A 25,791-nucleotide genomic window follows, 5' to 3' on the forward strand; every position below is an offset into this window, starting at 1 on the left:
AAGCCCTATGTGAAGGCGGTCATTTTTCACGCCGCTTCAAACCCCGTATCTGGATGTCTGATTTTTCACCACGCGAAATCGTTTCCGAGCTCGACCGTTTTATCATCGGCCAGAAAGCCGCTAAGCGCGCCGTCGCCATCGCGCTTCGAAACCGCTGGCGCCGCCGGCGCGTCGAGGGCTCGTTGCAAGATGAAATCACGCCGAAAAACATTTTGATGATCGGCCCCACCGGCGTCGGCAAAACCGAAATCTCCCGGCGCCTGGCAAAGCTCGCCGGGGCGCCGTTCCTGAAAGTCGAGGCGACGAAATTCACCGAAGTCGGTTATGTGGGCCGCGACGTCGATTCCATTATCCGCGATCTTGTCGAAATCGCCGTCGGCATGGTGCGCGATAAAAAACGCGAAGAGGTGAAAGCCGCGGCGCAGGCGGCGGCCGAAGAACGCGTCCTTGACGCGCTGGTGGGCGACCATGGAACGGAATCGACGCGTGAGGCCTTTCGCCGGAAGCTGCGCGACGGCGAGCTCGACGATCGCGAAGTGGAGCTCGACCTGCGCGAAACGCAAGGCTCTTCGCCGATGTTCGAAATCCCCGGCATGCCCGGCGCGCAAATGGGCATGATCAACCTCTCCGACATGCTCGGCAAAGCCTTCCAGGGACAAAAAACAACGCGCCGCGTGAAAATCCGCGACGCTTACGAACCCCTGGTTTCCGAAGAAGCCGACCAGCTCATGGACGACGAAGCGATCGGCCGGGAGGCGGCGGATCTCGTCCAAAACGACGGCATCGTCTTCCTCGACGAAATCGACAAGATCGCCCGCTCGTCGGACCGGGCGAGCGCCGACATCTCCCGCGAGGGGGTGCAGCGCGATCTGTTGCCGCTGATCGAAGGCGCCACCGTCGCCACCAAATACGGGCCGGTCAAAACCGACCACATCCTGTTCATCGCATCGGGCGCCTTCCATCTGTCGAAGCCTTCGGACCTCCTGCCGGAGTTGCAGGGGCGCCTGCCGATCCGGGTGGAGCTCGATGCGCTGTCGCGCGACGATCTGCGGCGCATTCTGACCGAGCCCGAGGCGAGCCTGATCAAGCAGTATTCGGCCCTTCTGGCGACCGAGACGGTGACCCTTGAATTCACCGAAGACGCCATAGACGCGCTCGCCGACGCCGCGGCGGAAGTGAACGCCGGGGTCGAAAATATCGGCGCACGCCGGCTCGCCACGATCATGGAGACGGTGCTCGACGAGATTTCCTTCGCCGCCGCCAACCGGGCCGGGGAGACCGTCACCATCGACCGAGCCTATGTGGAGAACGAGCTCGGCGAAATCACCAAAAACGCCGATTTGTCCAAGTATATCCTATAGATAGGAAGGCCGCTTTCGGCGCCGGAACGGTCGCCTTTTACGCGGCGATTTTGCATCAGCAGCGGGGATTCCGGCCAGGTCGCCCCTGCCGCCCGATCCCTTTGGCGGCCGAAAGCCCCGGAAACCGGGAAAAGCCCCTTCAAGCCCCGAAAAAGCGGGCTTTCACGATCGTTAATGACAGGTTAATCTATCCGTTCTTGAGGGAGTAGGAGCGGGGAAGAACCATGGCAGACGGCGCAACGCGGCCTTGGAAACGGCGGACGATGATGTCCTACGCCGAGGATGCCGATCCCCGCTTTTCCGAAAAAGCCCCTGAAACGACGACCGCCAGTGAAATCGACAAGGGCAAGAAGCGCCCGCGCATCGCCTTCACCGGCGAGGAATGGGGGTTCGGCTATCAGGCCACGCGGGTTTTTCTGAACCGCGCCAAAGACCGCAAGACCGTCCCTGACGGCGGGCTTTCCTCGATCGGCGCCGGCATTGAACGCGAGATCGACGCCGCCACCAAGAACAGCCGCTTCGACTATGCTCACGCCGTGACGCAGCCCTTGCGCACCAAAGAGCAGTCGCTGATGGCGGTGAAGCAGGACTCTGCCGACTTTGCGGTCGTTCCCTTCTATCATCCGTATACGGGTTATGATTTCGAAACGCTTCGCGCCATGGCGGGGCTTTTCACCGTGCTCGGCGTGGAACAGATCGAGGCGACGGACAATCTCTGTCTCGCCGTGCATGAATCGCAGCTTTACGATCTCATTCAATCGTCGCATCCCGGCACCGGCTTTTCAGCGCTGCAAAGGCGCTTCCGCAAAAGCTGGGGGCTTCTCGATTCCGCGAGCGGCAACGACCCGACAGGCGATTATGACATCGAAATGCCGCGCGCCGGCCTTCCCATTGATATGGCGGATCAGAAACTGATCCGTGACCGGATCGATGTGGTGTTCGCCGGCCCAGAGGCGCAGCGGCGCTGCAAGTCGAAACTCGACGGCCTGCGCTCGGTCGGCGTCGAAGTCCGCGAAACGGCGCAGCTTGTGGAGCCTCACCGGGAGCTGGCGAAGCTCGCCCGTTCGAGCATCAATCCGTCGCGCCAGACCAACACCATGTTCGATCCGGTCAGCGGCGAAACGCGGTTTTACTCAACCCTCGGGGCGGATGCGCAGGGCTCGAGCCTCTTCGCCATGGTGCTGCCTTACGAAGTCGCCATGCGCTCTTCCGACTATGTCATCATCGACGACAATGTCGACGACGCGCCGCCGACAAAGACGCGCTTCATGGTGGTCGAGAACAATCCCGACCCGACGCTGTTCGAAGACAGATACCGCACCACCGACGCCAAGACGGCGTTCTGGGTGCAGCGCCTCCAGAAAGTGGCGCATCCGCAGATCGATTTGCCGGCGGGCCTGATGCGCTTTCTCGGGCTTTGCGCCTCGGCCGTCGCCATTGCGCTGATCGCGCTCGGCGGTTTCGGGCTCTACAATTCCATGCCGCTGCCCATGAGCGATATCGACGCCTTGCCTTACTGGCTGTCCGGCCTCACCGCAGGCGGCGCCGTCGTCTTCGGCGTCGTCACGCTCATGCTCGCCTGGGTGCTGCTTTCGGTGCAGAGCCGCGGGTCGAACGGCGTGCGCGTGCTCCTGCGCATCCTGCGCGACGGCGGCGCCGCATCGCTTGGCGATGTTGAAAACTTCCTCAGAAATTACGGCGTGCGTCATTCGCTCGTGCGCATGGGCGAGGACAGCGAAAACGACAGGCCGGCGCCGGTGGTGCTCGATATCGAATTCGACCCCGAAGACTTCGCCTACGGCCCGTTCGCCATGCTGTCGCGCCGCATGCGCGGCTCCGTCGTCAACGGCGCCATGAAGAAGGTTTTCCAGCGCTGGAAAAACCGCGGCGTCACCGTGCTCGCCGCCATGCCTTTCGAACAGGCGCAATTGCCGCGTCACCGCGCACGCCGCTGGTGGAACGAAGGGGTCAGCGCCTGGCTGGCGGACGCGACCGAAACCTGGTTCATCCGCCTGTCGCGCCTGTTGGTCGTCCTTGTCCCGGCGGCTGCGCTTGTCGCTCTGATCGTCTGGTATATGAACGGCGCGAACTAAACGTTCAACGCTTCAGGAAAACGTAAAACGCGCCGGCGCCGCCATGGCGCTGATGGGCCCGGCTCGCCCGGGAGACGAATTTGCGCACCGGCTCCTCGCCGATCCAGTCGGCGAGCCGCGCCCGCAAGACGCCCCGTCCCACGCCTTGATCGAGCCCGCGGGTCAAATCGCCCGCCCCCTTGCCGGTGATCACCAGCAGACAGCGCGCGCCCCTTGCATGGCCTTCTGCGATGAAACGGTGGAGAACGCCGCGCGCCGTGCGCTGGGTGTGGCCGTGAAGGTCGAGCGTCGCATCGATCGCAAGTCGCCCCCGGGCCGCCAGCTTGTCGAGACGCGGATCGCCCGCCGCAAAAGGGTGCTGCTGTTGAGGCCGGCGCAGCGGGCCCTCCTTATGCGCGAGCGTGCCGCCGGCGGCCTTCGGCGCGGCGCAGCGGGCTTTCGAAGAAACCCCGATAGACGGCTTCGGCCCTGATTGCGGATCCGAAACGAGCTTTTCAGGTCTTGGCTTTTTGGCGTGCGCCGGGGCGACGTCGCGCGTCGCCTTGCGCCACAGCGCCTCTTCATCGGGCGTCAGGCCGCGCCGCCGGCTCATAGCCGGATTTCCCCGGGGTTCGCGGGCAGACGCTCGGCCAGCCGCCGGGGCAGGAGGACGGTCATGGAGCCCCTGGCGTTCATCGCCCCGGCGATCACCGCCGCTTCCTCGCCCGAGCCCCAGAAGACATCGCCCCGCAAAGGCCCCTTGATAGCGCCGCCCGTATCCTGGGCGATGAGGAGACGCCGGATCGGCTTGCCGCCGTCTACGCCGCTCACCGGCTCGATGTCGACCCAGACCGGCGCGCCGAGCGTATGATAGCGCCGGTCGACGGCGAGCGAGCGCCCGGGCGTTAAGGGCGCGCCCTGCGCGCCGAGGGGGCCGAGCGCGGGATCGACCGCATCGAGCCGCCTGAAGAAAACATAGGATGCGTTTTCGTCTCTCACCTCTTCAGCCGCGTCCGCCGGCGCATCGGCGAGCCAGGCGCGGATCGATTGCATCGTCACCTCTTCAAGCGGCATAGCCCCGCGTTCCACCAGAACGCGCCCGATCGCCGTATAGGGATGGCCGTTCTGACCGGCATAGCCGACGCGCATCACGCCGCCGTCATCGAAAACGAGCCGGCCCGAGCCTTGTATCTGTAAAAAGAAAAGATCGTTGGGATCGAGCCAGGCGAGCGCGTTTGGGACCGCATGGGATTCAATGCCGCTGCGTGCTTCATAAGGGTGAAGCCGCCCGGCCTCGACCCTGCCGGCGATGCGCTCGCCTTTCAATTCATCGCGGAAAAGCCCGAGATCGACTTCCACAAGATCGTCCGGACGCGGAAGAACCGGCGCCGTATGGGTTCGCGTGGCTTCATGCGAGGCGTGATAGACCGGCTCGAAATAACCAGTGAATGTTCCTTCGCGATCGACGCGCGGCCCGGCGCGGCGGGCGCGTCCGTCCGGCAAAGGATCGCGCACGGAGAAAAGCTCCACCGGCTGGAAATGAAATTCGAAAAAAGACCGGAAGGCGCCGCGCCGGTTCGCCGGATCGGCATAGGCGCTGACAATCAGAGCCCGCGCCTCGGCGCAAGGACGCAACCAGTCGGCGACGGTTCCGGAAAAGGTCACCGAGGGATCGGAAAGGTTTAAGTTTTCCATGGGGTTGGCCGGGGCCGTGCTGCCCTGCGCTTCGAACCTGGCGCAGGAGCGCACAAAAGCTTCAAGCGCGAGAGTGGGATCGTCCTGACGCCAGCCGGGAATGTCGTCAAAGCTGACGAAGCGATAGCCGGGCGCCGGCGGGCCGTAGTCTTCGTCGGAAAACTTGCGTGCGTAATAGGGCGGGACGACGCCGGTGAAAACAAGCGCCGTCGCAATGGCCGCCAACACAACCGCGCCCGCCAGAAACAGACGCAGCAGCATTCCCGAGGCGGATTTCATGAAAAAATCACGGAGACCGGCGCTCCCCTTCTTACGCGCCGGAAAGTTTTATTCGGCGCCGCCGGTCGCCACAAGCGTCCAGTTGGGGTCGCCGCTCGCGCGCTTGCGCGAAAACGTCCAGCGGTCCTTGACGAGGTCGATGCGGTTGGGATCGCCGTCGACAATCTCGCCGTCGCGGTCGCGCGTGACGCGCACCTGGTTAGACGTGAATTCGACGACCGCCGACATGACGCCGTTCTCCACCGAACTGTCGACAATCGCCGCATGGTCGATGCCGACAAATTTGAGATCGCTCTGGTAACCGGCCGCATCGCGTTCGGAGACGGCGCTCTTGAACGCGCCGTATACGGATTCGCCGAGATAGGGGCGGATCGATTTGAGATCGCCCGACGCGAAGGCTTCCACGACCATCTCATAAGCGCCGCGGGCGCCGGCGAGGAACGCCGCCTCGTCAAAAGCGGGATCGGCGTCGCGCAGGACGCGGGCGTTGGTGGAAACGGGTTTGGGAGGGGCGTCTTCCGGCGCGGCGTTGTCGTCGTCCTCGGCCGGATTGTCCGAGGCCCGCGAGCGCGCGCCTTCGCGAACCGCCTCGAGGTCGTGACGCTGCTCATGGCCGGTGCGGGCGCCAAGCACCGAAATCAGCCGGAAAATGACGAACGCCGCGACGCCTGCAAAGAAGAGAAGCACTGGATCCATAGGGGGCAATATCGCTCCAAAACCTTAATATTGCTCAAGCACGTTCTATATAGGACCTATAGAGCAGAATACACCCGGGGTCCCATGCTGTTTGCCCTTATCGCCGTGTTTATCGTCGGCCCGATCGCCGAAATTTACGTGCTTTTGACCGCTGCGGAGGCCTTTGGGGTCCTGCCGGTCATCGCCATGTGCCTCCTGACGGCCTTTCTGGGGGGCTTTATCATCCGCTGGCAGGGGCTGCACGCCCTCAACGCGGCCCGCGCGGACCTTGAAACCGGCCGCCTGCCGGTGGATTCCGCCGTCGACGGGGCGCTTTTGATCGTCGCCGCGCCCTTCCTGATGACGCCGGGATTTCTCACCGACACGGCGGGCTTCATCCTGCTCGTCCCGCCGGTGCGGCGGATGATCGCCCGCCTGGCCCTCAAGGCGGTGCGCGGGCATATCGTGCGTCATGAGGAAGTCGTCTTACGCGATGACGAGGATTTTCGGCGCTGACGGCCCCCGCACCGCGGATCGCAGGCCAATCGGCGTGCAGGGCCGCCGGGTTGCAGGCGCGCGGCGGTGCGTGTAAGGAGCGCGCTCTTTATTCCGCAAAATCTTAACGGAACGATCTCATGTCCGATACGCCGACCCCGCCTGACGCAAACCCGCAAGGGGGCGCCCCGCAAGACCAGCCCTCGCTCACCGTGCTGGCGCAGTATCTGAAGGATCTTTCCTTCGAAAACCCCCGCGCGCCGGGCGTCTATCAGTCCAACGCCCAGCCGAAGATCGACGTCAATGTGGACGTGCAGGGCCGCGCCCTCAACACCAACCAGTATGAAGTCGAGCTCTCGGTTTCGGCCCGCGCCAATCGCGACAATGAAGAAGCGATGTTCGTCGTCGAGGCGAGCTACGCCGGGGTTTTCGAAATCACGGGCGTGCCGCGCGAACAGCTTGAGATGGTGATGCTGGTTGAGTGCCCGCGGCTGCTCTTTCCCTTCATGCGCCAGATCGTCGCCGACGCCACGCGCAACGGCAATTTCCCGCCGCTGATGCTCGAGCCGATCGATTTCATGAGCATCTATGTGGCGAATGCGCAGCGCCGCAACGCCGAAGGCGCTCAAAATGGCGCAGCCCAGAACGCCGCCCCTGAAGGCCAGGCCTGAGACAAGCCTAGCCGGCCAGCACTTTCTTCCAGACCGCCTCGTCGCCAAGCTCGGCGACGAAACTTTCATGCGCCGCGCGTTCTTCCGCCGTCACCAGAGAGGGAAGGGCGTTGGGGCGCTGGCGCGCCGGGGCGCGGCCGCCATTGAGACGGGCCGCCTCTGCGGCGTCATCGTCGCGCTTGAAATCGAGCCCGGCCTGCAGGCCCCCGGTAAGCTCGATATAGACCGTCGCCAAAAGCTTGGAGTCGAGCAGCGCGCCGTGCCCGTCGCGCTCACGGATCGACGTGTCGATGCCGAAACGCGAGCAGAGCGCGTCGAGGCTCGCCGGCGCGCCGGGAAATTTGCGGCGCGCAAGATGCAGCGTGTCGACGATGTTGTCCTTGGGAAGCGTTCTCAGCCCCGCCGCTTCGAGCTCCGCATTAAGGAAAGGCAGGTCGAAGCCGATCCCGTTATGGGCGACAAGCTGCGCCTCTCCGACGAAATCCAGGAACGCTTCAGCGACAAGCGGGTCGGTGAAAACCGGTTTGTCGCTCAGGAATTCCGCGGAAAGCCCGTGCACCTCGTAAGCGCCCATGGGCATGTCCCGCTTGGGGTTCACATAGGTATGGAAATTACGCCCCGTCACGGCGCCGTTCATCATTTCCACGCCGCCGATCTCGACAATCCGGTGGCCTTCGGAAAATTTAAATCCCGTCGTCTCGAGGTCGAATACGATCTGCCGCATGCCGCCGCCTTTACGCCCGCGCCGCCCCGCGCGAAGCCTCCTGTTTAGCCTTCATCCTCTGCAGACGAATAAAGCGCCTGCTTCACTTCGGCCGCAATCCCCTGCAGCGTGAAGGGCTTTTGGATATAGCCCGCGCCGTCGATGAGATCGAGCTGGTCGCGCACCGCCGCCTCCGCGTAAGCCGACATGAAAATCACTTTGGATTTCAGGCCCAACTCCTCGCGCGCCTGCTTGACCATGCTGGGCCCGTCGATGTCCGGCATCATCACGTCGGAAATGACGAGATCGAAATCCATGTCTTCTTCAAGCAGTTCGAGCGCCTCTTCGGCGTCGGCCGCTTCCGCCACTTCATAGCCGCAATCGGTCAGCGTCGCGACCACGAAATTGCGCACCGGGTCTTCATCCTCGACAATGAGAACGCGGCCCGCGCCGGTGAGATCCTGCGGCTCAGCCGGACGCGTGGGCCGGGCCTCTTCCGCCGTTTTCGACGCTTCCGGCTCGGCCGGTTTTTCCTGGTCATAAGCGGGAAGATAAATGTCGAAGGTCGCGCCCTTTCCGCTTTTCAGCGTGATCACCCCGTCGAGCTGGCGGACGATGCCGTAAACCGTGGAGAGGCCGAGGCCGGTTCCCTTGCCGGTGTCTTTTGTCGTGAAAAACGGGTCGAAGACCTTGCCGGCGATGTCTTCGGGAATGCCCGGCCCGCTGTCGGAGACTTCGATCAACACATAATCCTGGTCGAGAAGCCCCGGCACGTCGCGTTTTTTCACTTCGTCAGCGGTAACGCATTGTGTACGGATGGTCAGCGTGCCGCCTTTCGCGCCCATGGCGTCGCGGGCGTTCACGGCGAGGTTCATGATCGCGGTTTCAAGCTGGTGGCGGTCGACCCGCACGGTGGGCAGGCCGCGCCCGTTGATGAGTTCGAGTTTCACCTTCTCGCCGATGGTGCGCGTCAAAAAGCGGGAGAAATCGCGCAGGATTTCCGTGATCGACAAGACTTCCTTTTTGAGCGTTTGCTTGCGCGAGAAGGCGAGAAGCTGTTTCGTCGTGTTCGCCGCGCGCTGGGCGTTTTCGCGGATCTGAATGAGATCCGCATAAGCCGGATCGCCGGCGGGATGTTTCAGCATCAGCCTTTCGCAATGGCCGATCACCACCTGAAGATAATTGTTGAAGTCGTGCGCGACCTTGCTTGCGAGCTCGCCGATGCCGCGCAGCTTCTGGTCCTGCGCATATTCCTCTTCCATCTGTTTGCGGTCGGTGACGTCGACCGAATAGAGGAGGGTGCGGCGCACCCCATATGAGCCGCGCTTCCTGCGCACGGGCCGGGCGAAAAGCGCATAAGTGCGCGCATGGACGCCGCTTCCCACCGTCGCCTCGATGCCTTTCGGCGCGCCGCCCGCCCGGGTCTTGCGGCGGATTTCGTCGGCCAGTTCTTCCAGCGTCGCCTGCGTCACGGATTTGACGAGCGGCGCGTTTTTCTTCTGCGCGCCGAAGGCGTCGGTGAAGGCCTTGTTCGCCTCGATGACGCGGCCGTCGCGATTGATCTCGCCTTCAACAATGGCGACCCCGAAGGGCGATTCCGAAATATCGCCGGACAACGCCACGTCCTCCACTTCATCGCCGTCTTCATCGATGATCATCTCGACGCAGGCGAAACCTTCGCCGACGCCGCCGCGACGGAACGCGACGAAACTCGCATCGGCGGGCTCGGCGTTTTGCCGGCGCACCTGCGCGCTGATGGGGTCGCGGTCGATGCGCCAGAGCCCGCTCACAATATCCGCCGTTTCGCCGAGGACAATGTCGTCAATGGATTGCAACTCGCCGCGCTTGGCGCCGAGCTTGTCGCGCGCCGCGGCGTTCGCCCAGGCGATCTGGCCGGATTTTTCGAGCGCGAAGACGGGCTGTGGGAAATCCGCATAGGCCGCGGCGAGACTGTCATGCTCTTTTTCGTCGACCGGCAATTCGCGCAGCCGCCAGGTCACATGTTCGTCGGAGCCGCGAATGGGCCGCACGCTCACCTCGAACCGGCGGCGCTCGCCGCCGCCTTCGAGCCCCATGGTCTGATAGATGATCTCTTCGCCGGCCTCGGCGCTTTTCGCCGCCTTGCACAAACGAAAGACCTTGGTCGCTTCGGCGCCCTGCTGCGCAAACAGCCGGTCGATGCGCGGCGGCAGGCCCGCGGGCCCCATGACGCCGGCGGCGCGGGCAAGATGGAAATAGGCGCGATTGGCGTAAGTCACGACGCCGTCCCGGCGGGCGACGAGACGCGCGTCCTGATCGGAATCGAGAACCCGCTCGGCAAGGCCCAGCGCGCCGAGAATTTCCGCGCCGGCGAGTTCCACCGCCTCAGCCGGCTTTTTGCCGGTCGCGCGGCGCAGCATGACGCCGGCGACGAGGACTGGGGAAAACATTTTCATGGCCGCGCCGGTGAGAAAGACGGCGATGAGGAGCGCCAGGCCCCCGGCGAGAATGATGCCCGCCCCGCCGGAATCGCGCGCCGAAAGGATCACATAGATGATCGCTGCGACAGCGGTGAAGACGCCCGCCCAGAGGAGCCAGAAGGTCGCCGCGTTGAAGAAGCCGCCGCCGGGCGCCTTCTCCTTGACCGGTTTGCCGGCCTTGGCCGCCGCCTCGTCCATCATCGCGATGATTTCCTCGCGGGAGGGCGGGCGCGGCGCCTCGGCCGCCGCCTCCTGACCGCGGGGCGTGGCGGGGCCTTCTTCTCGCGAGGATTTGGCGGGCTCTGCGCCGGACAAGGGGCTCTCTCCGATAAGGGTGATTCGAACCCCCGACTATGGCGCGGTTCGAAATCCCGCGCCACCATCCGCCGGCGCGGGTTTTCCCGTGTTGAGGCGGTTTTTCTCTTACGCTTTGCGCCTTTCGCCCTTTCTGCGGCGCGCCTCGCCGCATTATGATTTTGTCAGTCTTGGCCGGAATGGCGGGGGTCCCCATCTCGCCAAGGAAAGCCGGCGGAGAAAGTCGCGATGAGCAAAAAACTTGGACTGGTTCTCGGCTCCGGCGCGGCGCGCGGCTGGGCCCATATGGGCGTCCTCAAGGCGCTGAAGGAAATCGGCGCCGAGCCCTACGCCATCGCCGGCTGCTCCGTCGGCGCGCTGGTGGGCGGGGCGCATCTTATCGGCGCGCTCGACGAGTTCGAGCGCTGGGCGCGCACCTTGAAACCTCTCTCCGCCCTGCAGAGCTTCGCCTTCAAACTGCACAAAGGGGGCTTCATCGACACCGCGCCCGCCTTCGAAGCCTTTAAGGACTACGACAAGGCCATTGAGGACCTCGACGTGAAATTCGGCGCCGTCGCCGCAGACCTTTCCACCGGAGAGGAGGTCGAGATCACATCGGGTTCGGTCATCGAGGCGGCCCGCGCCTCCAGCGCCATTCCGGTGGTGTTCCACGCCGTGGAGAGGCGCGGAAAATGGCTGGTGGACGGCGCGCTCGCCAACCCGGCGCCGGTCTCGCTCGCCCGCAAGCTGGGCGCGGAGGCGGTCATCTGCGTCGACCTTAACGCCGTGCCGCGCGTGCTCGACAGGTTCGACGCGCCCGATGTGCGCTTGCCGGTCCCGGTCAACAAAAGCGAACAGCACCCGGACAATATGGCCGGCGCGGTGACAAAACTCATCGACGATACGCGCGCGGCCATCGACTATCAGTTCGCCATGGCCAAAGCCCGCGCCGGAGCGCGGCCGCATCTTTTCGAAACCGCCTACGCCGCCGCCGACATTTTCCAGATGCATCTCGCGCGCGCCCGCGCCGTCGCCGAACCGCCTGACGTGCTTGTGAAGCCGGATATGCGCGACGCCCTGCCCACGGCCTTTGACCGGGCCGATGAATTCATCGAGGAAGGATACCGCGCGCTGATGAATGAGCGCAGCGCGATCGAGCGCTTGCTTAGCCAGTAAAGGAGGCGGCCTGTGAAACGCCTGACGTCAATTCTCGCCGCAATCATGCTCGGCGCCGGCGCAGCGAATGCGCAAATGCAGGATGGCCCCGCCGGCGGGATGATGAGCCCGTCTCATGGGCCGCATATTCTGCGCCATCAAAGCAGCGCCGGTTTCGATGCGACGCTGGCGCAGTTGCAGGCGGCGGTGGAAACCCGCGGCTTCAAAACTTTCGCTGTTATCGACCATGCGGCGGGCGCCGCCTCCATCGGTCAAACGCTGCGCCCCGCAACGCTGGTGATTTTCGGCAACCCGAAGGGAGGGACACCGGCGATGCAGGCCGAACAGTTGATGGCCCTCGAACTTCCCTTGAAAATGCTGGCGATCGAAGACGAGAACGGCGGAGCGACGCTTGTCTGGCGCGACATGGCGCACACATTTCATGAATATGGCGTCGAGGATCATCCGGCTGCGGAAAAAATGAGCGCCGTCCTGAAAGCGATTGCCGAAGAAGCCGGCCGCTAAAGAATATCAAGAACGCTTTCCGGCGGGCGGCCGATGGCGGCCTTGTCGCCCTTCACCACAATCGGGCGTTCGATGAGGATCGAGTTTTCCGCCATGGCGTCGATCAGCGCGGTTTCCGCCGTCGCGTTTTCCAGATCGAGCTCCACATAGGGCGCTTCCTTGACGCGCATCATATCGCGCGCCGAGCCGAGCCCCAGCTTTTTCACGAGCTCCTTCAACTCCGTTTTTGACGGCGGGTTGTCGAGATAGAGAACCACTTCCGGCGTGACGCCTTTCTCCTCGAGCAGGGCCAGGGTCTGGCGCGATTTCGAGCAACGCGGGTTGTGATAGATCGTGACGGTCATTTCAGTCCTTTTGGCGGGCGCTCCTAAAGAGACAGCCTGTATCCGCCGCTTTCGGTCAGGAGGATCGAGGCGTTCGACGGATCGGGCTCGATCTTCTGGCGCAGGCGATAGACATGGGTTTCGAGCGTGTGAGTCGTGACGCCCGAATTATAACCCCAGACCTCGTCCAGCAACACGTCGCGCGTCACCGGCTTACCGCCGGCGCGGTAAAGAAACTTCAGGATCGACGTTTCTTTTTCGGTCAGGCGGATCTTCTTTTCTTCCGGCGTCACCAGCATCTTCACCGCCGGGCGGAATTCATACGGCCCCACCTTGAAGACAGCGTCCTCGCTCTGTTCGTGACTGCGCAAATGCGCGCGCACACGAGCGAGGAGAACGCCGAATTTGAACGGCTTCGAGACGTAATCGTTGGCGCCGGCGTCAAGCCCGAGGATCGTATCGGCTTCGGTGTCGGCGCCGGTCAGCATGATGATCGGCGATTTGAAGCCGTTCTTGCGCATGATGCGGCAGGCCTCGCGCCCGTCCATGTCGGGCAGGCCCACATCGAGCAGCATGAGATCGATATGGGCCTCGTCCTTGACGCGGTCGACGGCGGCCTGGGCGGTGGAGACCGGCTCCACGGAGAACTCGTCATGGACGGAAAACTGATCGATCAGCGCATCGCACAGGAGCTCGTCATCATCGACCAGAAGAATTTTCTTTACGCGGTTCATTGCTCTCTCGCCCATATCATGAATTGAAGTCCGGGGGACATAGCCCCGACTGACCGGCTTTTGAATTCATCGCGCCTACAACTTTTCGTTACGCAGCCGTGATCCCTTCCTTAGCAGGCCGGGACCCGAAAATCGCCGTTCCAATTCTGACATGGGTCGCCCCGAGCTGGGCCGCGATCAGATAATCCCCGCTCATGCCCATGGAAAGCCCGGGTAGGCCAAGGCTTTTCGCCAGTTTGGCGAGGAGGGCGAAATGCGGCGCCGGATCGTCTTCAGCGGGCGGGATGCACATCAGCCCCTCGATTTCGAGCCCGAATTCCTCCCGGCATTGCGTGAGGAAGCCCCCAACCTCCGCCGGGGCGATCCCGGCTTTTTGCGGCTCCTCGCCGGTGTTCACCTGAATATAGAGCGTCGGGCGGCGGTCCTGTTTCTCCATTTCGCCGGCCAGAATGCGGGCGAGCTTCGGCCGGTCGACGCTCTCAATGACATCGAACGCCGCCACCGCCTCTTTCGCCTTGTTGGTCTGCAAGGGGCCGATCAGGCGCAGTTCGATATCGGGATATTTTTCTTTCAACGCCGGCCATTTCGCCAGCGCTTCCTGCACCCGGTTTTCCCCGAAAACCCTGTGACCGGCTTCGAGAACGGGCAGGATGCGGTCCGCATCGTGGAATTTCGAGACGGCGGTGACGGCGACAGAGCCCGGCGCGCGGCCGGCCTCTTTCAGGGCGGTCTCGATTTCCGCTTTAATGCTTGCGAGATTGGCGGCCGGGTCGACAGGACCGGCGCCGGAAGGATTTTCATGAGGCGACATCAAGGGCTCCGCTTGCGGGCGGCGAAACTAGCAGCGGCAGCCGCCGCGCTCAAACGCCAATCAGGGCCCCATTTGAAATTCGGGGAACCGCCCTTTTCGCTCGCCTTCCTGACCGATGCGCACCGTGCGCCCCATCCCCTGTTGGTCGCGCGGGTCCTGCCTAGGGAATCGGCGGTGATCCTTCGCGATTACACGATGAGAGGCCGGGCGGGTCTCGCCGCGCAATTGAAGTCGGTCTGTTCGGCCCGCGGCGTAAAACTGATCGTCGGCGCAGACATGGCGCTTGCAAAACGCATCGGCGCGGACGGGGTTCACCTGCCGCGCTGGTTTTCACCGGCGGGGCCTTTGCCCGGCGCCATGATCGTCACCGCCTCTGCGCATGACGCCCAGGAACTAAAGCGCGCAAAAGAGCTGGGCGCCGATCTCGCGCTCCTGTCGCCCGCTTTCCCGACGGGCAGCCATCCGGACTCTGAAAGTCTCGGCGCAGCGGCGCTCAAACGGCTCGCCGCCGCATCCCCCGTCCCCGTCCTGGCGCTGGGCGGCGTCGATGAAACGAATGCGCCGATGCTCGCCGGACCCAATGTTGCGGGCCTCGCCGCCATCGGCGCGTTTCTGGATTGATCAGTCGGCCTTGGTCCACACGGCGAGCACATTGCCGGCCGGGTCGCGGAAATGAAACCGCCGCCCGCCCGGGAAGTCGTGACGTTCAGTGATTTCGCCGCCGGCGTCGACGACGCGCTTTTCACTTGCTTCAAGGTCGTCCGCATAAAGAATGACGAGGGTCGAGCCGGCCACGGGCTTTTCCCCGCCGCGAATGCCGCCGTCGAGACCGGCGCCCTCGAAGCTGACATAAGTCTCGCCCCAGTCCTGGAACGTCCAGCCAAAAGCGGCGGCGTAAAACGCTTTCGCGGCGGATAAATCTTCCGCGGCGAGCTCCACATAATCGATGCGATTGTTTTTAGACATCAAGGCGTCTCCCATATCATCAGCAGGCGCACCATCGCCGGATGCGCCGCAAGAAGCCGCCAACGCCGTTACAATAACAGAAAAGCGGACGGCGCCCATGCCGAATTCTCCCCCAGGAAAGCCGGACAAAAAACAGGGCGGCCCAAAAGGACCGCCCTGTTTCATATCCCCTCTAAGCAGCTTAGGCGCTTAGAAACTTTAGAATTTGATCGAGCTTTCGATCACCACCGTAGCGGCCTCTTCCGGGCCGCCTGCGGCGACAGGCTTCTTGGATTCGACATATTGGGCGGCGGCGCCGACCGTAATGCCGCGTCCGAGAACATAGGTCACGCCCGCCTGAGCGGAGCGCGTATCGCGGTAAAGCGCAGGATCCAGCGGGTTCGCGGCGAGCGCGTTCGCTTCCGACTGGCCGACGCCGAGCATGAAGGCGACGTCGCCTTCCTCCTCGCCCGTGCGGAACGTAAGCCCCGCATCGAAGGCGAGATAACCGTCATTTTCAAAAGAGGCGAGGCCGGCGTTGGTCGACTTGACCGACCCGCCGAGCGTGATGCCGCGGAAAGCGAGATTGAGCCCGATGGAATAGGCTTCATAATTATTATAGATCGACGGCGGCGCCAGCGTGTCTTCGTCCGCCGTCACAAAGCTCGCGCCGACGCCAAGATAAAGCCGGTCCCGGCTCGAAAGCTTGATGCCGCGTTCGTAATAAAGCGCCGCTTCGATTGCATCGTCCCAATGGCTTTCGCTTGTCAGCGTGACACCCTCGGGCGAGATCAGGAAGCCGCCTTCCGGCGCGCAGATGAGATCGCCGCAATTGCGCAATTGCGGCGAATATGAAACGCCGAGCTGCAGCCCGCCAAGAACCCCGCCGAGGAAATTCGCCGGCGGCATATAGGTGAACTTGGTGGAATAACCGGTGAAATCGTTGAGCGTGTGAATGTCGTTGAGGCCGGAAAGATCCGTCTGCCAGTTGCTGACATTGACCGAGGTGAAAATCGTCGGCGAGGAGACGGCGAGCATGCGCGCCACGCCTTTTTCGCGTCCGATGATCAACTGGCCGAAAGACCCGCGCGCGTAACCGTAAGCGCCCTGCAGATAAGCGTCGCTGCCGACCGGCGCGATGCCGCGCGGGCCGCCGATAAGAAGGCTCGAATAGCGCCCGCCGCCGAAAAGCTGGCGCGGCTGCTGGCCGTCGAGACGCGCGGAAAGCCCGGCGCCCACTTCGAGGCCGTTATTGAGGATGGTCGAACCCTTGACGTTGATCTCGGCGTCGACATCGCCCCTGGCGTCGCCGTCGACGAGACCGGCGGCGGCGCTCGCCTCGCCGTCGACTTCGATCTTGACCGGGTCGGCGGCATGCGCCGCGCCGGCGGTAATCACCGCCGCGCCTGCGCCTAGCAACACTCTCCGGAAACCGGTCATGCCTCGTTCAATCCGCTGTTCTCGTCTTCGCGCTTCTACCGTCAGTGAGCCCCGATGCAAGGCCGGGACCTCATTCTTTTGTCTTTCGTTCCGCCCGAACCGGCCCCCGCCGATCCAAACGCCGCCGGCGAACCGGCTTCCCCTCACGCAACAGACCCCTGACGCTGCAAGCTCCGCCGCACCCAAAGTCCGCTCTCGCCGCCCCCGCGGCGTTTCGCGTTCAATTTCCGCGCCACAGCATGAGCTTATTTGGCGCGCAAAAAGGTTAACGGCATAAAGTTAACAGCTTTATGACCTTGCCTTATAATGGCGCAGCGATCGGGAGCGTTCAAGCGAAGCGGCGCTTTGGCGTTGTGTAATTGCCGGTTTGTGGTAGGAAAGCCACTCTCCGGCGGCGGGGGCGCGCCCGGAGTTGCTCACAGGAATGGGACAATCATCCATGAAGTCCGAAAAATCTATTATGTTCAAGGTCTTGGCTTTGGCAAGCGCGAGCGCGATTCTCGCTGCCTGCGGCGGCAATTCCAGCGCCAGCGGCACGCGCAACGAAACCCTTGCGAGCTACAAGTCCGGCCACGCCCAGGCCACCACAGTGAACCGCTATCTCTGGGCGGCCTCTCTCGAAACCCTTGATTTCCTGCCGGTTTTTTCGGCCGACCCGATTGCGGGGCTGATCATCACCGACTGGTATGTGAACCCGGAAGTCCCCGGGGAGCGCTTCAAGACCAATGTCTATATTCTCGATTCATCTCTCCGGGCCGACGCGCTGCGCGTCTCCGTGTTCCGGCAAGTGCAGGGCGAAGACGGGGCCTGGACCGACGCCACGGTTAATCCGGCGACGGCCCGCGAGATCGAGAACGCGATCCTCACCCGCGCGCGCCAGCTTCGCCTCAATCAAATCGAAGGCTAGAATTTCGCGCTGGAATGATGGAAAGAACGGCGCTTAGGCGCCGTTTTTTATTGCCGAAAGATCAGGACAATGTCCCGCTACAATCCGAAAGAAGCCGAGCCGAAATGGCAAAAGCGCTGGACCGAAGCCAAAGCCTTCGAGACCAGCGCCGACAAGACCAAGCCGAAATACTACGTCCTCGAGATGTTCCCCTATCCGTCGGGGCGCATCCATATCGGCCATGTGCGCAATTACGCCATGGGCGACGTCATCGCGCGTTACAAAAAGGCCTGCGGCTATAACGTCCTGCATCCCATGGGCTGGGACGCCTTCGGCATGCCGGCGGAAAACGCGGCGATGCAGACCGGCTCGCATCCGGCGAAATGGACCTACGGCAATATCGACATCATGCGCGGGCAGCTCAAACAGATGGGCCTTTCCATCGACTGGTCGCGCGAATTCGCCACCTGCGATCCTGACTATTACGAGCACCAGCAACGCATGTTCCTGGAGTTCTGGAAGGCGGGGCTCGCCTATCGCAAGGAAAGCCTCGTCAACTGGGACCCGGTGGACCAGACCGTCCTCGCCAACGAGCAAGTGATCGACGGCAAGGGCTGGCGCTCCGGCGCGCCCGTGGAGCGGCGCAAGCTGTCGCAATGGTTTTTAAAGATCACCGACTACGCCGAAGACCTTCTGGCGGCGCTCGATGACGGGCGGCTTTCCGGTTGGCCGGACAATGTCCGCCTGATGCAGAAAAACTGGATCGGCAAGTCAAAAGGCTTGCAGATGAAGTTCCGTTTTGCAGACGGAACGATGGCGCCGAAAGGCTTCGAAGACGGGATCGAGGTGTTCACCACCCGGCCGGACACGCTTTACGGCGCGAGTTTCATCGCGATCTCGCCGGACCATCCGCTGGCCGTCGAGCTGGCGCAAAACGACAAGGGTCTTCAGGCCTTCATCGCCGAATGCCAGAGCGCCGGGACCTCCGAAGAGGCCATCGAGAAAGCCGAAAAGCGCGGTTACAAGACCGCGCTCGAAACCGGCCACCCGTTCGACGACCGGCGCCTGCCGGTCTATGTCGCGAATTTCGTTTTGATGGGCTACGGCACAGGCGCGATCTTCGGCTGTCCGGCGCATGATCAGCGCGACTATGATTTCGCGACCAAATACGATCTGGCGATCCCGCCGGTGGTGCTGCCTGAAGGCGAGGACGCGGCAAGCTACGCGCTGGAGGGCGAGCCCTATATCGGGCCGGGAACAATCTTCAATTCCGATTTCCTGAACGGCCTTTCGGTGGAACACGCCATCGCCGCCGCGATCAAGAAGATCGAGGAGATAGGGCTCGGCAAGGGCGTCACGCAATTCCGCCTCAGAGACTGGGGCGTCTCGCGCCAGCGCTATTGGGGCTGTCCGATCCCGGCGATCCATTGCGAGAAATGCGGCGTCGTCCCGGTTCCAGAAAAAGACCTGCCGGTAAAGCTGCCCGATGAGGCCGACTTCTCCGAACCCGGCAACCCGCTCGACCGCCACCCGACCTGGAAGCATGCAGACTGCCCGCAATGCGGCGGCAAGGGACGGCGCGAGACCGACACTTTCGACACCTTCGTCGATAGCTCATGGTATTTCGCGCGCTTCGCCTCGCAGCCGGAAGACAAGCCGGTCGAAAAGCAAGTCGCCGACTATTGGCTGCCCGTGGATCAATATATCGGCGGCATCGAGCACGCCATTTTGCACCTTCTTTATGCGCGGTTTTTCACCCGCGCCATGAAGAAAGTCGGACATTTGTCCGTAGACGAACCCTTCGCGAATTTGTTCACGCAAGGGATGGTGGTGCATGCGACTTATCGCGATCCCGAGACCGGCGAATGGCTGCTGCCGGAAGAGGTGGTCATTGAAAAAGACAGCGCGAAACGCGCCGACAACGGCAAGCCGATCAAAATCGGCCCCATCGAAAAGATGTCGAAGTCGAAAAAGAACGTCGTGTCGCCCGAAGAGATCGCGAAGACTTACGGCGCGGATGCCGCGCGCTGGTTCATGCTTTCCGACTCGCCACCCGAGCGCGATGTCGAATGGACCGATAGCGGCGTCGAAGGCGCGTGGAAACTGATCAACCGCATCTGGGACGCCGTGCAGGCCGCGCCCGGCGCCTTGAAAACTGTCGACCTGTCGAAACCGGAAGCAAACGACGCCGACAAATCTTTAAGGCAGGCCACCCACGCCGCCATCGCCGGCGTCACCGACGACATCGACCATTTCCGCTTCAACAAGGCGATCGCGCGCATCTATGAATTCCTGAACGCGCTGAAAAAAGAGAATGGCGCGTCAGACTGGGCCCGCGCCGAAGCCCTGTCGGCGCTGGCGCGCCTGATTGCGCCCTTCACCCCGCATCTCGCCGAAGAGAGCTGGGAGACCCTCGGCGGGGAGGGGCTTGTCTGCGACGCGCCCTGGCCGAAGGCCGATCCCGCACTCCTCGCGAAAGACGAAGTCGTCCTCGGCCTGCAGGTCAACGGCAAGCGCCGCGGTGAATTGACGGTCGCGGCGGACGCCGACAAGGAGACTGTGGAACAAGCGGCCTTGTCCGATGAGGCCGTAAAGCGGCATATTGAGGGCAAGACCGTCCGCAAGGTCGTGGTCGTGCCCGGGCGGATCGTGAATATCGTCGCCAATTGAGCGGAAAGAAAAGCGTAGGCAGATGAAGCGAACAGCCATCCTCGTCGCGATAACCGCAAGCGCGCTCCTTCTTTCCGGCTGCGGCTTCCGTCCGCTCTATGCGACGGCCGAAGGCGAAACGCCGGTGAGCCGTCTCGTCGCCGTCAGGACCGTCGCCGCGCCGGACATTGTCGCGCCCTATATCGTCGAAGCCCTTCATGGCCGCATGGGCGCTGTCGGCGACGAGACGCCGCGTTACGATCTTTACGTCGAAGCCAATGAACAAGCCCAGCGCCTCGCCGTGCAGATCGACGCCACTGTGACCCGTTACAACTACCGCCTGTCGGCGCGTTACAGGGTTGTCGACAGCGTCACGGGCGAACGCTTCGAAGGATCGGCCCGCGCCGTCACCTCCTACAACATCGTCAGCTCGCAATATTCGACCCTGTTCGCCGAACGGACCGCAATCGAAAAAGCCGCGCGCCTCCTTGCCGAAGAAATCGAACGCGATCTCCTGATCCAGTTCGACCAGACGCCGGAAGAACGGGCGAAATCCAAAGGCCGCGATTACGAAACCGATCTCGATCCGTCAGAAATTCTGAACGAACCGCGGCGCGGCGAAACCGTCGAACCGATTGTCGGCGACGACGGCTTCGACGGGCCCATCGTCATTGAAAACAAAGAAGACGAATAAGCCATGGTCGCGCTTAAGGGCCGCGCCATCAAAAGTTTCCTCGCCGCGCGGGACAAAGACATCGCCGCCGTCCTGATTTACGGGCCGGATTCGGGGCTGGCGCGCGAACGCGCGCTGCACCTCGCCGGGCGCGTCGTCGAGGACCTCAAAGACCCGTTCAACGCGCTGGAGCTTTCCGACGCGGATCTGAAAGACGAACCCGGGCGTCTCGCGGATGAGATTACCGCGCTCTCCTTCGCCGGCGGCGAGCGCGCGATCCGTTTGCGCACGAGCGGGGAAGCCGCGGTGAAGGCCGTGCAGACGTTGCTCGAGGGGCTCGACAGCGGGCATCTGAAACCGAACGGCGTCGTCATCATCGAGGCGGGCGAGCTTTCCCCGCGCTCCGGACTGAGGAAAGCCTTCGAAAAAGCAAAACGCGGCGCGGCGCTGCCCTGTTACGCCGACGGGCCCGCCGACGTGCGCGCCATGGCGCAGGAGGCGGCGGCCGGCGAAGATCTTCGTTTCGATCAGGACGCGCTCGACCTTCTGGTCGCAATCCTCGGCGAGGATCACGGGCTTTCCCGCGCGGAAATCGACAAGCTGATCCTTTACAAAGGGCCGTCCGCGCTGCGCTCCGGGCCGGCGACGATCTCCCTTGAAGACATCAAGGCCTCGCTCGTGGACGGGCTCGGCGACGCCATGGACGACACCGCAAACGCCGCCGCCGACGGCGCGCCGAAACGGCTTGCGGCGGCCCTTTACAAAGCCGCCGCCGCCGGGGCGAGCCCCATCGGCCTGTTGCGCGCCCTGCAGCGTCAATTTGCACGGCTGAAGACCGCCCAGGACTTCATGGATTCCGGCGAAAGCGCCTCGTCGGCCATGAAGAAACTCCGGCCCCCGGTCTTCTTCGCTGAGGAGCGCGCCTTTGAAAACCGGCTTTACAAATGGCGGGGGGCGAAGCTCGAAAAGGCGCTCCGCATGCTGATCGACGCCGAGCTTGACGCCAAGTCCACCGGCGCGCCGCAACGGGAAATCGTCGAACGCGCCGCGCTTCGCCTCGCGGTGATGGGGGCGCGTTAGAAATGTCCGGCCGCAGCGGCTGGTGAAAGGAAATCAGGATGCTGGGCCGGCCTTTTCTGGCGCTCGGACTTTTGTTGTGCGGCCTGTCTTTCGTCGAGTTTTTATTCGCCGCCGCGGACGCCACGGTGAGCGACGAAAACTGGCAGGGCTTTCTGCTCGCCGCCGTGATCTCCGGACTTCTCGGCGGCGGCTGCGTCGGCGCCTTCTGGACCGCGGCGAGCGACAAACGTTTCGACTTGCGCTCGGGGTTCGTGTTGACGGCGCTGTGCTGGACCGTCATTCCGCTGATGGCGTCCCTGCCGTTCCTGTTCAGCAATCTCGGCATGTCTTTCACGGATGCGGTTTTCGAGACCATTTCGGGAATCACCACCACCGGGTCGACCGTTTTAACGGGGCTCGATCATCTCGATCCGATGCTGCTTTTATGGCGCTCGGCGCTGCAATGGATCGGCGGCGTCGGCATCATCCTGATGGCGATCATCATGATGCCTTTCTTGCGGATCGGCGGCATGCAGCTTTTCCAGCTCGAAAGCTCGACGCGCACGGAAGCGAGCTTGCATGCGCGCCCGCTGGCGCTGATCAACTCCATCGCCGCGCTCTATCTCACCTTGACGCTGTTGTGCACGGCGGCCTATGCGCTCGCCGGCATGTCGACCTTCGACGCGATCAATCACGCCATGACGACGCTGTCGACGGGCGGCTATTCCACCCATGACGCCTCGCTCGGGTTTTTCAACAGCACTGCGGTTTCCTGGGCGGCCATCATTTTCATGACCGCCGGCGCGCTGCCTTTCATGGCGTATCTCAAATCCTTTTCGGGCGAGCCGCGCGCCTTTCTGCGCGATCCGCAGGCGATCCCCTTTCTCGCCTTTCTCCTGGCTGTCTCGGCGGCGGGCGCGCTCTTGCTGAGCGACGAGGGCGGCGGCGACGCTTTCACCCGCGTCGCGCTGCATGTGGTGTCCATCGTCACCACGACGGGGTTCGCCAGCGAGGATTATCAATATTGGGGCGCCGGGTTCATCGGGCTTTTCTTCGCGCTCACCTTTATCGGCGGTTGTGCGGGATCGACCAGCGGCGCCATCAAGATCTATCGCTTCCAGCTTTTAGGCATCTACGCCGCCGCGCATTTAAGGCGCCTTCATTCGCCATCGATCGTTCAGGCGACGTCCTATGGCGGCATGAAGCTCGACCGCGAAATCGGGCTTTCGGTGCTCGCCTTCCTGTCGCTGTTTGTGGGCGCTTTCAGCGTCGGCGGCTTCGCGCTCTCGCTCACCGGGCTCGATTTCGTCACCGCCATGTCGGCCTCGGCGACGGCGCTGTGCAATGTGGGGCCGGGTCTCGGCGAGATCATCGGGCCCGCCGGCAATTTCGCCTCCGTTTCCGATATGGCGAAATGGATCCTTCTCGGCCTGATGCTGCTCGGTCGGCTTGAGCTTTTCGCGCTCCTTGTTCTCCTGGATCCTTATTTCTGGCGGTAGTCAGTCCGTAGACGGATCAAACATTCGCGCCCATGAGGCGCCGGCACAGATCGTCGAGCTGGTCGAGGGTGAGATAGTTGATCGTCACCGAGCCCGCGCCTTTTTTCGAATGATCGATGGCGACGTCGAGCCCCAGAATATTGGAGAGATCGCGCTCAAGGGCGCGCGTGTCGGCGTCTTTCGATCCGCTCGAAGCCTTTGATTTTTCTTCTGTTTTCGCCGCGCCACCGGCGGTTTTGCCGGCGCTGGCGCCGCCTTTGATCTCGGCCTCCGCCTGGCGGATATGGGCTTCCGTTTCGCGCACCGAGAGCCCGCCTTTGAGGACGATATCGAGCATCTGTTTCGGCGCGGAAGAGCCGAGCAGGGCGCGCGCATGGCCCATTGTGATCTCGTTCGCGGAGAGCGCATCGAGCGCCTTTTTCGGCAGGTTCAAGAGCCGCATGATGTTCGCCACATGGCTGCGGGATTTGCCGACGGCTTTTGCGATGTCGTCCTGGGTGCGCCCGAAGACGTCGGCGAGGCGCGCATAGGCGGCGGCCTCTTCCACGGGGTTCAAATCCACCCGCTGCACGTTTTCGATGAGGGCGATCTCCGCCGTCTCTTCATCCGTCAGCTCACGGATGATCACCGGGACCTTGTGAAGCTGCGCCTTTTGCGCCGCGCGCCAGCGCCGCTCGCCGGCGACGATCTCATAGCTGTCCTGGCCTTGCGGACGCACGAGGATCGGCTGCAGCATGCCTTTCGAAGAGATGGAGTTCGCCAGTTCCTCAATGGCGTCCTTGTCGAAGGTGCGGCGCGGCTGGTCGGCGTTGGCTTTGAGCTGCTCGATGGGGAGCTCGCGCTTCGGGCCGGGCGCCGCCGCGCCTTCGCGGGACGGGGAGCCGGGAACCGGCTTCGTCGCCGTCACGTCGCCCAGAAGCGCATCGAGGCCGCGCCCCAATCCCTTCATGCCGCTTTTCTTTTTCTCCGCCGCCGCCATGACGTCGCTTTCCTTCTACGCCGCTCTCTAGGCGGCTTGGGGGCGCGCGCGTTCGCGCTGGATGACTTCCGAGGCGAGCTGGATATAGGCTTGGCTGCCCGGACATTTGAGATCGTAAAGAAGCGCCGGCTTGCCATGGCTGGGCGCTTCGGAAATCCTGACATTGCGCGGGATCACGGTCGTATAGACCTTGTCGCCGAAATGGCCGCGCACGTCGTCCTCGACCTGGTTCGTGAGCTTGTTGCGCCGGTCATGCATGGTGAGGACCACCCCTTGCAGTTCGAGCGCCGGATTGATCCTGGTGCGGACCGTCTCGATGGTGCGCATGATCTGCGACAGGCCTTCGAGCGCGAAGAACTCGCATTGCAAGGGGATGATCACCGCGTGGGCCGCAGAAAGGGCGTTCACCGTCAACAGGCTCAAAGAGGGCGGGCAGTCGATCAGGATATAGCTGACCCCCTGGCCGGCCTCGGAGGCCGCATATTCCTCGATGGCGTCGGCGAGGCGGAAATGGCGCCGCTCGGCGTCGATAAGCTCGATTTCCGCGCCGGCGAGATCGACCCCGGCCGGAGCGAGGAGGAGGCCCGGAATGTCGCTTTCGGCCACTGCGGCCTCGAGCCGGTAATCGCCGGAGAGGACTTCATAAGTGGTGACGCCCCGGTCGGCCGCGGAAATGCCGAGCCCGGTGGAGGCGTTGCCCTGCGGGTCGAGATCGATGAGCAACACCTTTTCGCCGACGGCGGCGAGGGCGGTCGCGAGATTGATCGCGGTCGTCGTCTTGCCGACGCCGCCCTTCTGGTTGGCGATAGCGAGAATCCGTGGAGTGGCGCTGTTACCGGACACGGGCGAGATTTCCGATTTCTAAAATGGCGGCGCGCGGGTCTGTGCGGCTCGGATGTTTTATGACGTTCATATGCCAATATTTAGCGGCCTCGGTCAATTCACCCTCAACATCTTGTCCCTTGAGAAAGTAATACTTCGTCTTTTTGCCAGCCAATCCAGCGCTATAGCCAAGTAATTTGTCAAGGCGGGCGAGGGCGCGGGCGGTGACGATATCGGGCTTAAAGCCAAGCCGGGCGGACTCGATTCGCTCCGGTATGACCTGCAAATTTTTTATCCCCATGGCGGCGCCGGCCTCGGTCAGAAAGGCGCATTTCTTCTGCGTCGATTCGATCAGCGTCACCTGAACGCCTTCCGGCTCCAGCATGGCGGCGAGAACGAGGCCCGGAAAACCGGCGCCGGAACCGAGATCGACGAGTGTTTTTGCGCTCTCGGGCAGCAGCGGAACGAGCTGCGCGGAATCCAAGTAATGCCGATGCCACCGGTCTTTTATGGTCGAGCGCGCCACGAGATTGTGCCGCTCCGACCAATCGATCAGCACACGGTCCATTTCCAGAAGACGCTCGAAT

At 63.1% G+C, this 25,791-nt stretch carries 25 protein-coding genes; 12 read left to right on the plus strand and 13 right to left on the minus strand.

The window, feature by feature from the left end:
• Window positions 1-53 precede the first annotated feature (53 nt).
• Together hslU and CW354_RS07575 are read left to right on the plus strand one after the other, a co-directional pair.
• Entirely contained in the window at window positions 54-1,361 is a 1,308-nt protein-coding gene (gene hslU, locus CW354_RS07570) for an ATP-dependent protease ATPase subunit HslU (protein WP_104829409.1), read from the plus strand.
• Between the two features lie 263 nt (window positions 1,362-1,624).
• Complete coding sequence (locus CW354_RS07575; protein WP_133162215.1) at window positions 1,625-3,454, plus strand: hypothetical protein; 1,830 nt, start codon at window positions 1,625-1,627, stop codon at window positions 3,452-3,454.
• Between the two features lie 4 nt (window positions 3,455-3,458).
• Here CW354_RS07575 and CW354_RS07580 read toward each other — a convergent pair whose 3' ends face one another.
• The 3 genes from CW354_RS07580 to CW354_RS07590 are packed head-to-tail and all read right to left on the minus strand — an operon-like array spanning window position 3,459 to window position 6,103.
• Window positions 3,459-4,046 carry a Smr/MutS family protein gene (locus tag CW354_RS07580; RefSeq protein WP_104829411.1) on the minus strand — a complete coding sequence of 196 codons (588 nt, stop codon included), beginning with the start codon at window positions 4,044-4,046 and terminating at the stop codon, window positions 3,459-3,461.
• On the minus strand, window positions 4,043-5,407 hold the full coding sequence (gene mltA / locus CW354_RS07585) for a murein transglycosylase A (RefSeq protein WP_104829412.1): 1,365 nt from the start codon (window positions 5,405-5,407) through the stop codon (window positions 4,043-4,045). The genes CW354_RS07580 and mltA overlap by 4 nt, the downstream gene beginning before the upstream one ends.
• 48 nt (window positions 5,408-5,455) lie before the next feature.
• A complete protein-coding gene (locus CW354_RS07590; protein WP_104829413.1) occupies window positions 5,456-6,103 on the minus strand; it encodes a Tim44/TimA family putative adaptor protein in 648 nt (215 codons plus the stop codon).
• Between the two features lie 84 nt (window positions 6,104-6,187).
• Here CW354_RS07590 and CW354_RS07595 point away from each other — a divergent pair, with 84 nt between their 5' ends.
• Together CW354_RS07595 and secB are read left to right on the plus strand one after the other, a co-directional pair.
• Window positions 6,188-6,598, plus strand: a complete 411-nt coding sequence (locus tag CW354_RS07595) for an FxsA family protein (protein ID WP_165793578.1) — start codon at window positions 6,188-6,190, stop codon at window positions 6,596-6,598.
• A 119-nt stretch (window positions 6,599-6,717) separates the two neighbouring features.
• A complete protein-coding gene (secB, locus tag CW354_RS07600; RefSeq protein ID WP_104829414.1) occupies window positions 6,718-7,248 on the plus strand; it encodes a protein-export chaperone SecB in 531 nt (176 codons plus the stop codon).
• A gap of 7 nt (window positions 7,249-7,255) precedes the next feature.
• Here the strand turns inward: secB and dnaQ are convergent, their stop codons facing one another.
• Both dnaQ and CW354_RS07610 read right to left on the minus strand, forming a co-directional pair.
• Window positions 7,256-7,972, minus strand: a complete 717-nt coding sequence (dnaQ, locus tag CW354_RS07605; protein ID WP_104829415.1) for a DNA polymerase III subunit epsilon — start codon at window positions 7,970-7,972, stop codon at window positions 7,256-7,258.
• A 44-nt stretch (window positions 7,973-8,016) separates the two neighbouring features.
• Entirely contained in the window at window positions 8,017-10,725 is a 2,709-nt protein-coding gene (locus CW354_RS07610) for an ATP-binding protein (protein ID WP_104829416.1), read from the minus strand.
• A gap of 228 nt (window positions 10,726-10,953) precedes the next feature.
• Here CW354_RS07610 and CW354_RS07615 point away from each other — a divergent pair, with 228 nt between their 5' ends.
• Both CW354_RS07615 and CW354_RS07620 read left to right on the plus strand, forming a co-directional pair.
• On the plus strand, window positions 10,954-11,880 hold the full coding sequence (locus CW354_RS07615; RefSeq protein ID WP_104829417.1) for a patatin-like phospholipase family protein: 927 nt from the start codon (window positions 10,954-10,956) through the stop codon (window positions 11,878-11,880).
• A gap of 12 nt (window positions 11,881-11,892) precedes the next feature.
• A complete protein-coding gene (locus CW354_RS07620) occupies window positions 11,893-12,384 on the plus strand; it encodes a DUF302 domain-containing protein (protein ID WP_104829418.1) in 492 nt (163 codons plus the stop codon).
• Here CW354_RS07620 and arsC read toward each other — a convergent pair.
• The 3 genes from arsC to CW354_RS07635 all read right to left on the minus strand — a co-directional run bounded on the left by arsC (window position 12,381) and on the right by CW354_RS07635 (window position 14,252).
• Window positions 12,381-12,728 (minus strand): arsenate reductase (glutaredoxin), encoded by a 348-nt coding sequence (arsC, locus tag CW354_RS07625; protein WP_104829419.1) that lies wholly within the window; start codon window positions 12,726-12,728, stop codon window positions 12,381-12,383. The two genes, CW354_RS07620 and arsC, sit on opposite strands and share 4 nt — an antisense overlap.
• Before the next feature lie 23 nt (window positions 12,729-12,751).
• Window positions 12,752-13,441 carry a response regulator transcription factor gene (locus CW354_RS07630; RefSeq protein WP_104829420.1) on the minus strand — a complete coding sequence of 230 codons (690 nt, stop codon included), beginning with the start codon at window positions 13,439-13,441 and terminating at the stop codon, window positions 12,752-12,754.
• Between the two features lie 88 nt (window positions 13,442-13,529).
• Window positions 13,530-14,252 carry a YggS family pyridoxal phosphate-dependent enzyme gene (locus CW354_RS07635; RefSeq protein WP_104829421.1) on the minus strand — a complete coding sequence of 241 codons (723 nt, stop codon included), beginning with the start codon at window positions 14,250-14,252 and terminating at the stop codon, window positions 13,530-13,532.
• On the opposite strand from CW354_RS07635, the gene CW354_RS07640 reads away from it, so the two are divergent.
• The gene (locus tag CW354_RS07640) at window positions 14,241-14,873 is read left to right on the plus strand and encodes a thiamine phosphate synthase (RefSeq protein WP_104830050.1); all 633 of its coding nucleotides are present in this window, start codon (window positions 14,241-14,243) and stop codon (window positions 14,871-14,873) included. The two genes, CW354_RS07635 and CW354_RS07640, sit on opposite strands and share 12 nt — an antisense overlap.
• On the opposite strand, the gene CW354_RS07645 is transcribed toward CW354_RS07640, so the two are convergent.
• A complete protein-coding gene (locus tag CW354_RS07645; RefSeq protein ID WP_104830051.1) occupies window positions 14,874-15,218 on the minus strand; it encodes a VOC family protein in 345 nt (114 codons plus the stop codon). It abuts the gene before it with no gap.
• Window positions 15,219-15,416: 198 nt separating this feature from the next.
• Complete coding sequence (locus tag CW354_RS07650) at window positions 15,417-16,637, minus strand: porin (protein ID WP_104829422.1); 1,221 nt, start codon at window positions 16,635-16,637, stop codon at window positions 15,417-15,419.
• 439 nt (window positions 16,638-17,076) lie between these two features.
• On the opposite strand from CW354_RS07650, the gene CW354_RS07655 reads away from it, so the two are divergent.
• From CW354_RS07655 to CW354_RS07675, 5 genes are all read left to right on the plus strand, one after another.
• Window positions 17,077-17,544 carry a DUF3576 domain-containing protein gene (locus tag CW354_RS07655; RefSeq protein WP_104829423.1) on the plus strand — a complete coding sequence of 156 codons (468 nt, stop codon included), beginning with the start codon at window positions 17,077-17,079 and terminating at the stop codon, window positions 17,542-17,544.
• A gap of 69 nt (window positions 17,545-17,613) precedes the next feature.
• Window positions 17,614-20,193 carry a leucine--tRNA ligase gene (leuS, locus tag CW354_RS07660; protein WP_104829424.1) on the plus strand — a complete coding sequence of 860 codons (2,580 nt, stop codon included), beginning with the start codon at window positions 17,614-17,616 and terminating at the stop codon, window positions 20,191-20,193.
• Window positions 20,194-20,215: 22 nt separating this feature from the next.
• Entirely contained in the window at window positions 20,216-20,866 is a 651-nt protein-coding gene (lptE, locus tag CW354_RS07665) for an LPS assembly lipoprotein LptE (protein WP_104829425.1), read from the plus strand.
• 3 nt (window positions 20,867-20,869) lie between these two features.
• Window positions 20,870-21,925 carry a DNA polymerase III subunit delta gene (gene holA, locus CW354_RS07670; RefSeq protein WP_104829426.1) on the plus strand — a complete coding sequence of 352 codons (1,056 nt, stop codon included), beginning with the start codon at window positions 20,870-20,872 and terminating at the stop codon, window positions 21,923-21,925.
• 38 nt (window positions 21,926-21,963) lie between these two features.
• On the plus strand, window positions 21,964-23,403 hold the full coding sequence (locus tag CW354_RS07675) for a TrkH family potassium uptake protein (RefSeq protein ID WP_104829427.1): 1,440 nt from the start codon (window positions 21,964-21,966) through the stop codon (window positions 23,401-23,403).
• A gap of 16 nt (window positions 23,404-23,419) precedes the next feature.
• On the opposite strand, the gene CW354_RS07680 is transcribed toward CW354_RS07675, so the two are convergent.
• The 3 genes from CW354_RS07680 to rsmG are packed head-to-tail and all read right to left on the minus strand — an operon-like array spanning window position 23,420 to window position 25,772.
• Window positions 23,420-24,382 carry a ParB/RepB/Spo0J family partition protein gene (locus CW354_RS07680; protein WP_104829428.1) on the minus strand — a complete coding sequence of 321 codons (963 nt, stop codon included), beginning with the start codon at window positions 24,380-24,382 and terminating at the stop codon, window positions 23,420-23,422.
• 27 nt (window positions 24,383-24,409) lie between these two features.
• The gene (locus CW354_RS07685) at window positions 24,410-25,225 is read right to left on the minus strand and encodes a ParA family protein (protein ID WP_133162216.1); all 816 of its coding nucleotides are present in this window, start codon (window positions 25,223-25,225) and stop codon (window positions 24,410-24,412) included.
• Window positions 25,215-25,772 carry a 16S rRNA (guanine(527)-N(7))-methyltransferase RsmG gene (rsmG, locus tag CW354_RS07690; RefSeq protein WP_207764714.1) on the minus strand — a complete coding sequence of 186 codons (558 nt, stop codon included), beginning with the start codon at window positions 25,770-25,772 and terminating at the stop codon, window positions 25,215-25,217. The genes CW354_RS07685 and rsmG overlap by 11 nt, the downstream gene beginning before the upstream one ends.
• Window positions 25,773-25,791 lie beyond the last annotated feature (19 nt).

It is taken from the genome of Hyphococcus luteus (genome assembly GCF_002943565.1).
In the GTDB taxonomy this organism is placed as follows: Bacteria; Pseudomonadota; Alphaproteobacteria; order Caulobacterales; family Parvularculaceae; genus Hyphococcus; species Hyphococcus luteus.

Bases quoted from the DNA above. Each gene is read 5' to 3' on its own strand.
- CW354_RS07595 (WP_165793578.1), top strand. From the start codon at position 6,188: ATGCTGTTTGCCCTTATCGCCGTGTTTATCGTCGGCCCGATCGCCGAA.
- CW354_RS07650 (WP_104829422.1), bottom strand. From the start codon at position 16,637: ATGACCGGTTTCCGGAGAGTGTTGCTAGGCGCAGGCGCGGCGGTGATT.
- CW354_RS07635 (WP_104829421.1), bottom strand. From the start codon at position 14,252: ATGTCGCCTCATGAAAATCCTTCCGGCGCCGGTCCTGTCGACCCGGCC.
- CW354_RS07630 (WP_104829420.1), bottom strand. From the start codon at position 13,441: ATGAACCGCGTAAAGAAAATTCTTCTGGTCGATGATGACGAGCTCCTG.
- CW354_RS07680 (WP_104829428.1), bottom strand. From the start codon at position 24,382: ATGGCGGCGGCGGAGAAAAAGAAAAGCGGCATGAAGGGATTGGGGCGC.
- CW354_RS07580 (WP_104829411.1), bottom strand. From the start codon at position 4,046: ATGAGCCGGCGGCGCGGCCTGACGCCCGATGAAGAGGCGCTGTGGCGC.
- mltA (WP_104829412.1), bottom strand. From the start codon at position 5,407: ATGAAATCCGCCTCGGGAATGCTGCTGCGTCTGTTTCTGGCGGGCGCG.
- hslU (WP_104829409.1), top strand. From the start codon at position 54: ATGTCTGATTTTTCACCACGCGAAATCGTTTCCGAGCTCGACCGTTTT.
- CW354_RS07615 (WP_104829417.1), top strand. From the start codon at position 10,954: ATGAGCAAAAAACTTGGACTGGTTCTCGGCTCCGGCGCGGCGCGCGGC.
- leuS (WP_104829424.1), top strand. From the start codon at position 17,614: ATGTCCCGCTACAATCCGAAAGAAGCCGAGCCGAAATGGCAAAAGCGC.
- CW354_RS07655 (WP_104829423.1), top strand. From the start codon at position 17,077: ATGAAGTCCGAAAAATCTATTATGTTCAAGGTCTTGGCTTTGGCAAGC.
- rsmG (WP_207764714.1), bottom strand. From the start codon at position 25,772: ATGGACCGTGTGCTGATCGATTGGTCGGAGCGGCACAATCTCGTGGCG.
- lptE (WP_104829425.1), top strand. From the start codon at position 20,216: ATGAAGCGAACAGCCATCCTCGTCGCGATAACCGCAAGCGCGCTCCTT.
- CW354_RS07640 (WP_104830050.1), top strand. From the start codon at position 14,241: ATGAGGCGACATCAAGGGCTCCGCTTGCGGGCGGCGAAACTAGCAGCG.
- CW354_RS07590 (WP_104829413.1), bottom strand. From the start codon at position 6,103: ATGGATCCAGTGCTTCTCTTCTTTGCAGGCGTCGCGGCGTTCGTCATT.
- holA (WP_104829426.1), top strand. From the start codon at position 20,870: ATGGTCGCGCTTAAGGGCCGCGCCATCAAAAGTTTCCTCGCCGCGCGG.
- arsC (WP_104829419.1), bottom strand. From the start codon at position 12,728: ATGACCGTCACGATCTATCACAACCCGCGTTGCTCGAAATCGCGCCAG.
- dnaQ (WP_104829415.1), bottom strand. From the start codon at position 7,972: ATGCGGCAGATCGTATTCGACCTCGAGACGACGGGATTTAAATTTTCC.
- CW354_RS07675 (WP_104829427.1), top strand. From the start codon at position 21,964: ATGCTGGGCCGGCCTTTTCTGGCGCTCGGACTTTTGTTGTGCGGCCTG.
- CW354_RS07645 (WP_104830051.1), bottom strand. From the start codon at position 15,218: ATGTCTAAAAACAATCGCATCGATTATGTGGAGCTCGCCGCGGAAGAT.
- secB (WP_104829414.1), top strand. From the start codon at position 6,718: ATGTCCGATACGCCGACCCCGCCTGACGCAAACCCGCAAGGGGGCGCC.
- CW354_RS07575 (WP_133162215.1), top strand. From the start codon at position 1,625: ATGATGTCCTACGCCGAGGATGCCGATCCCCGCTTTTCCGAAAAAGCC.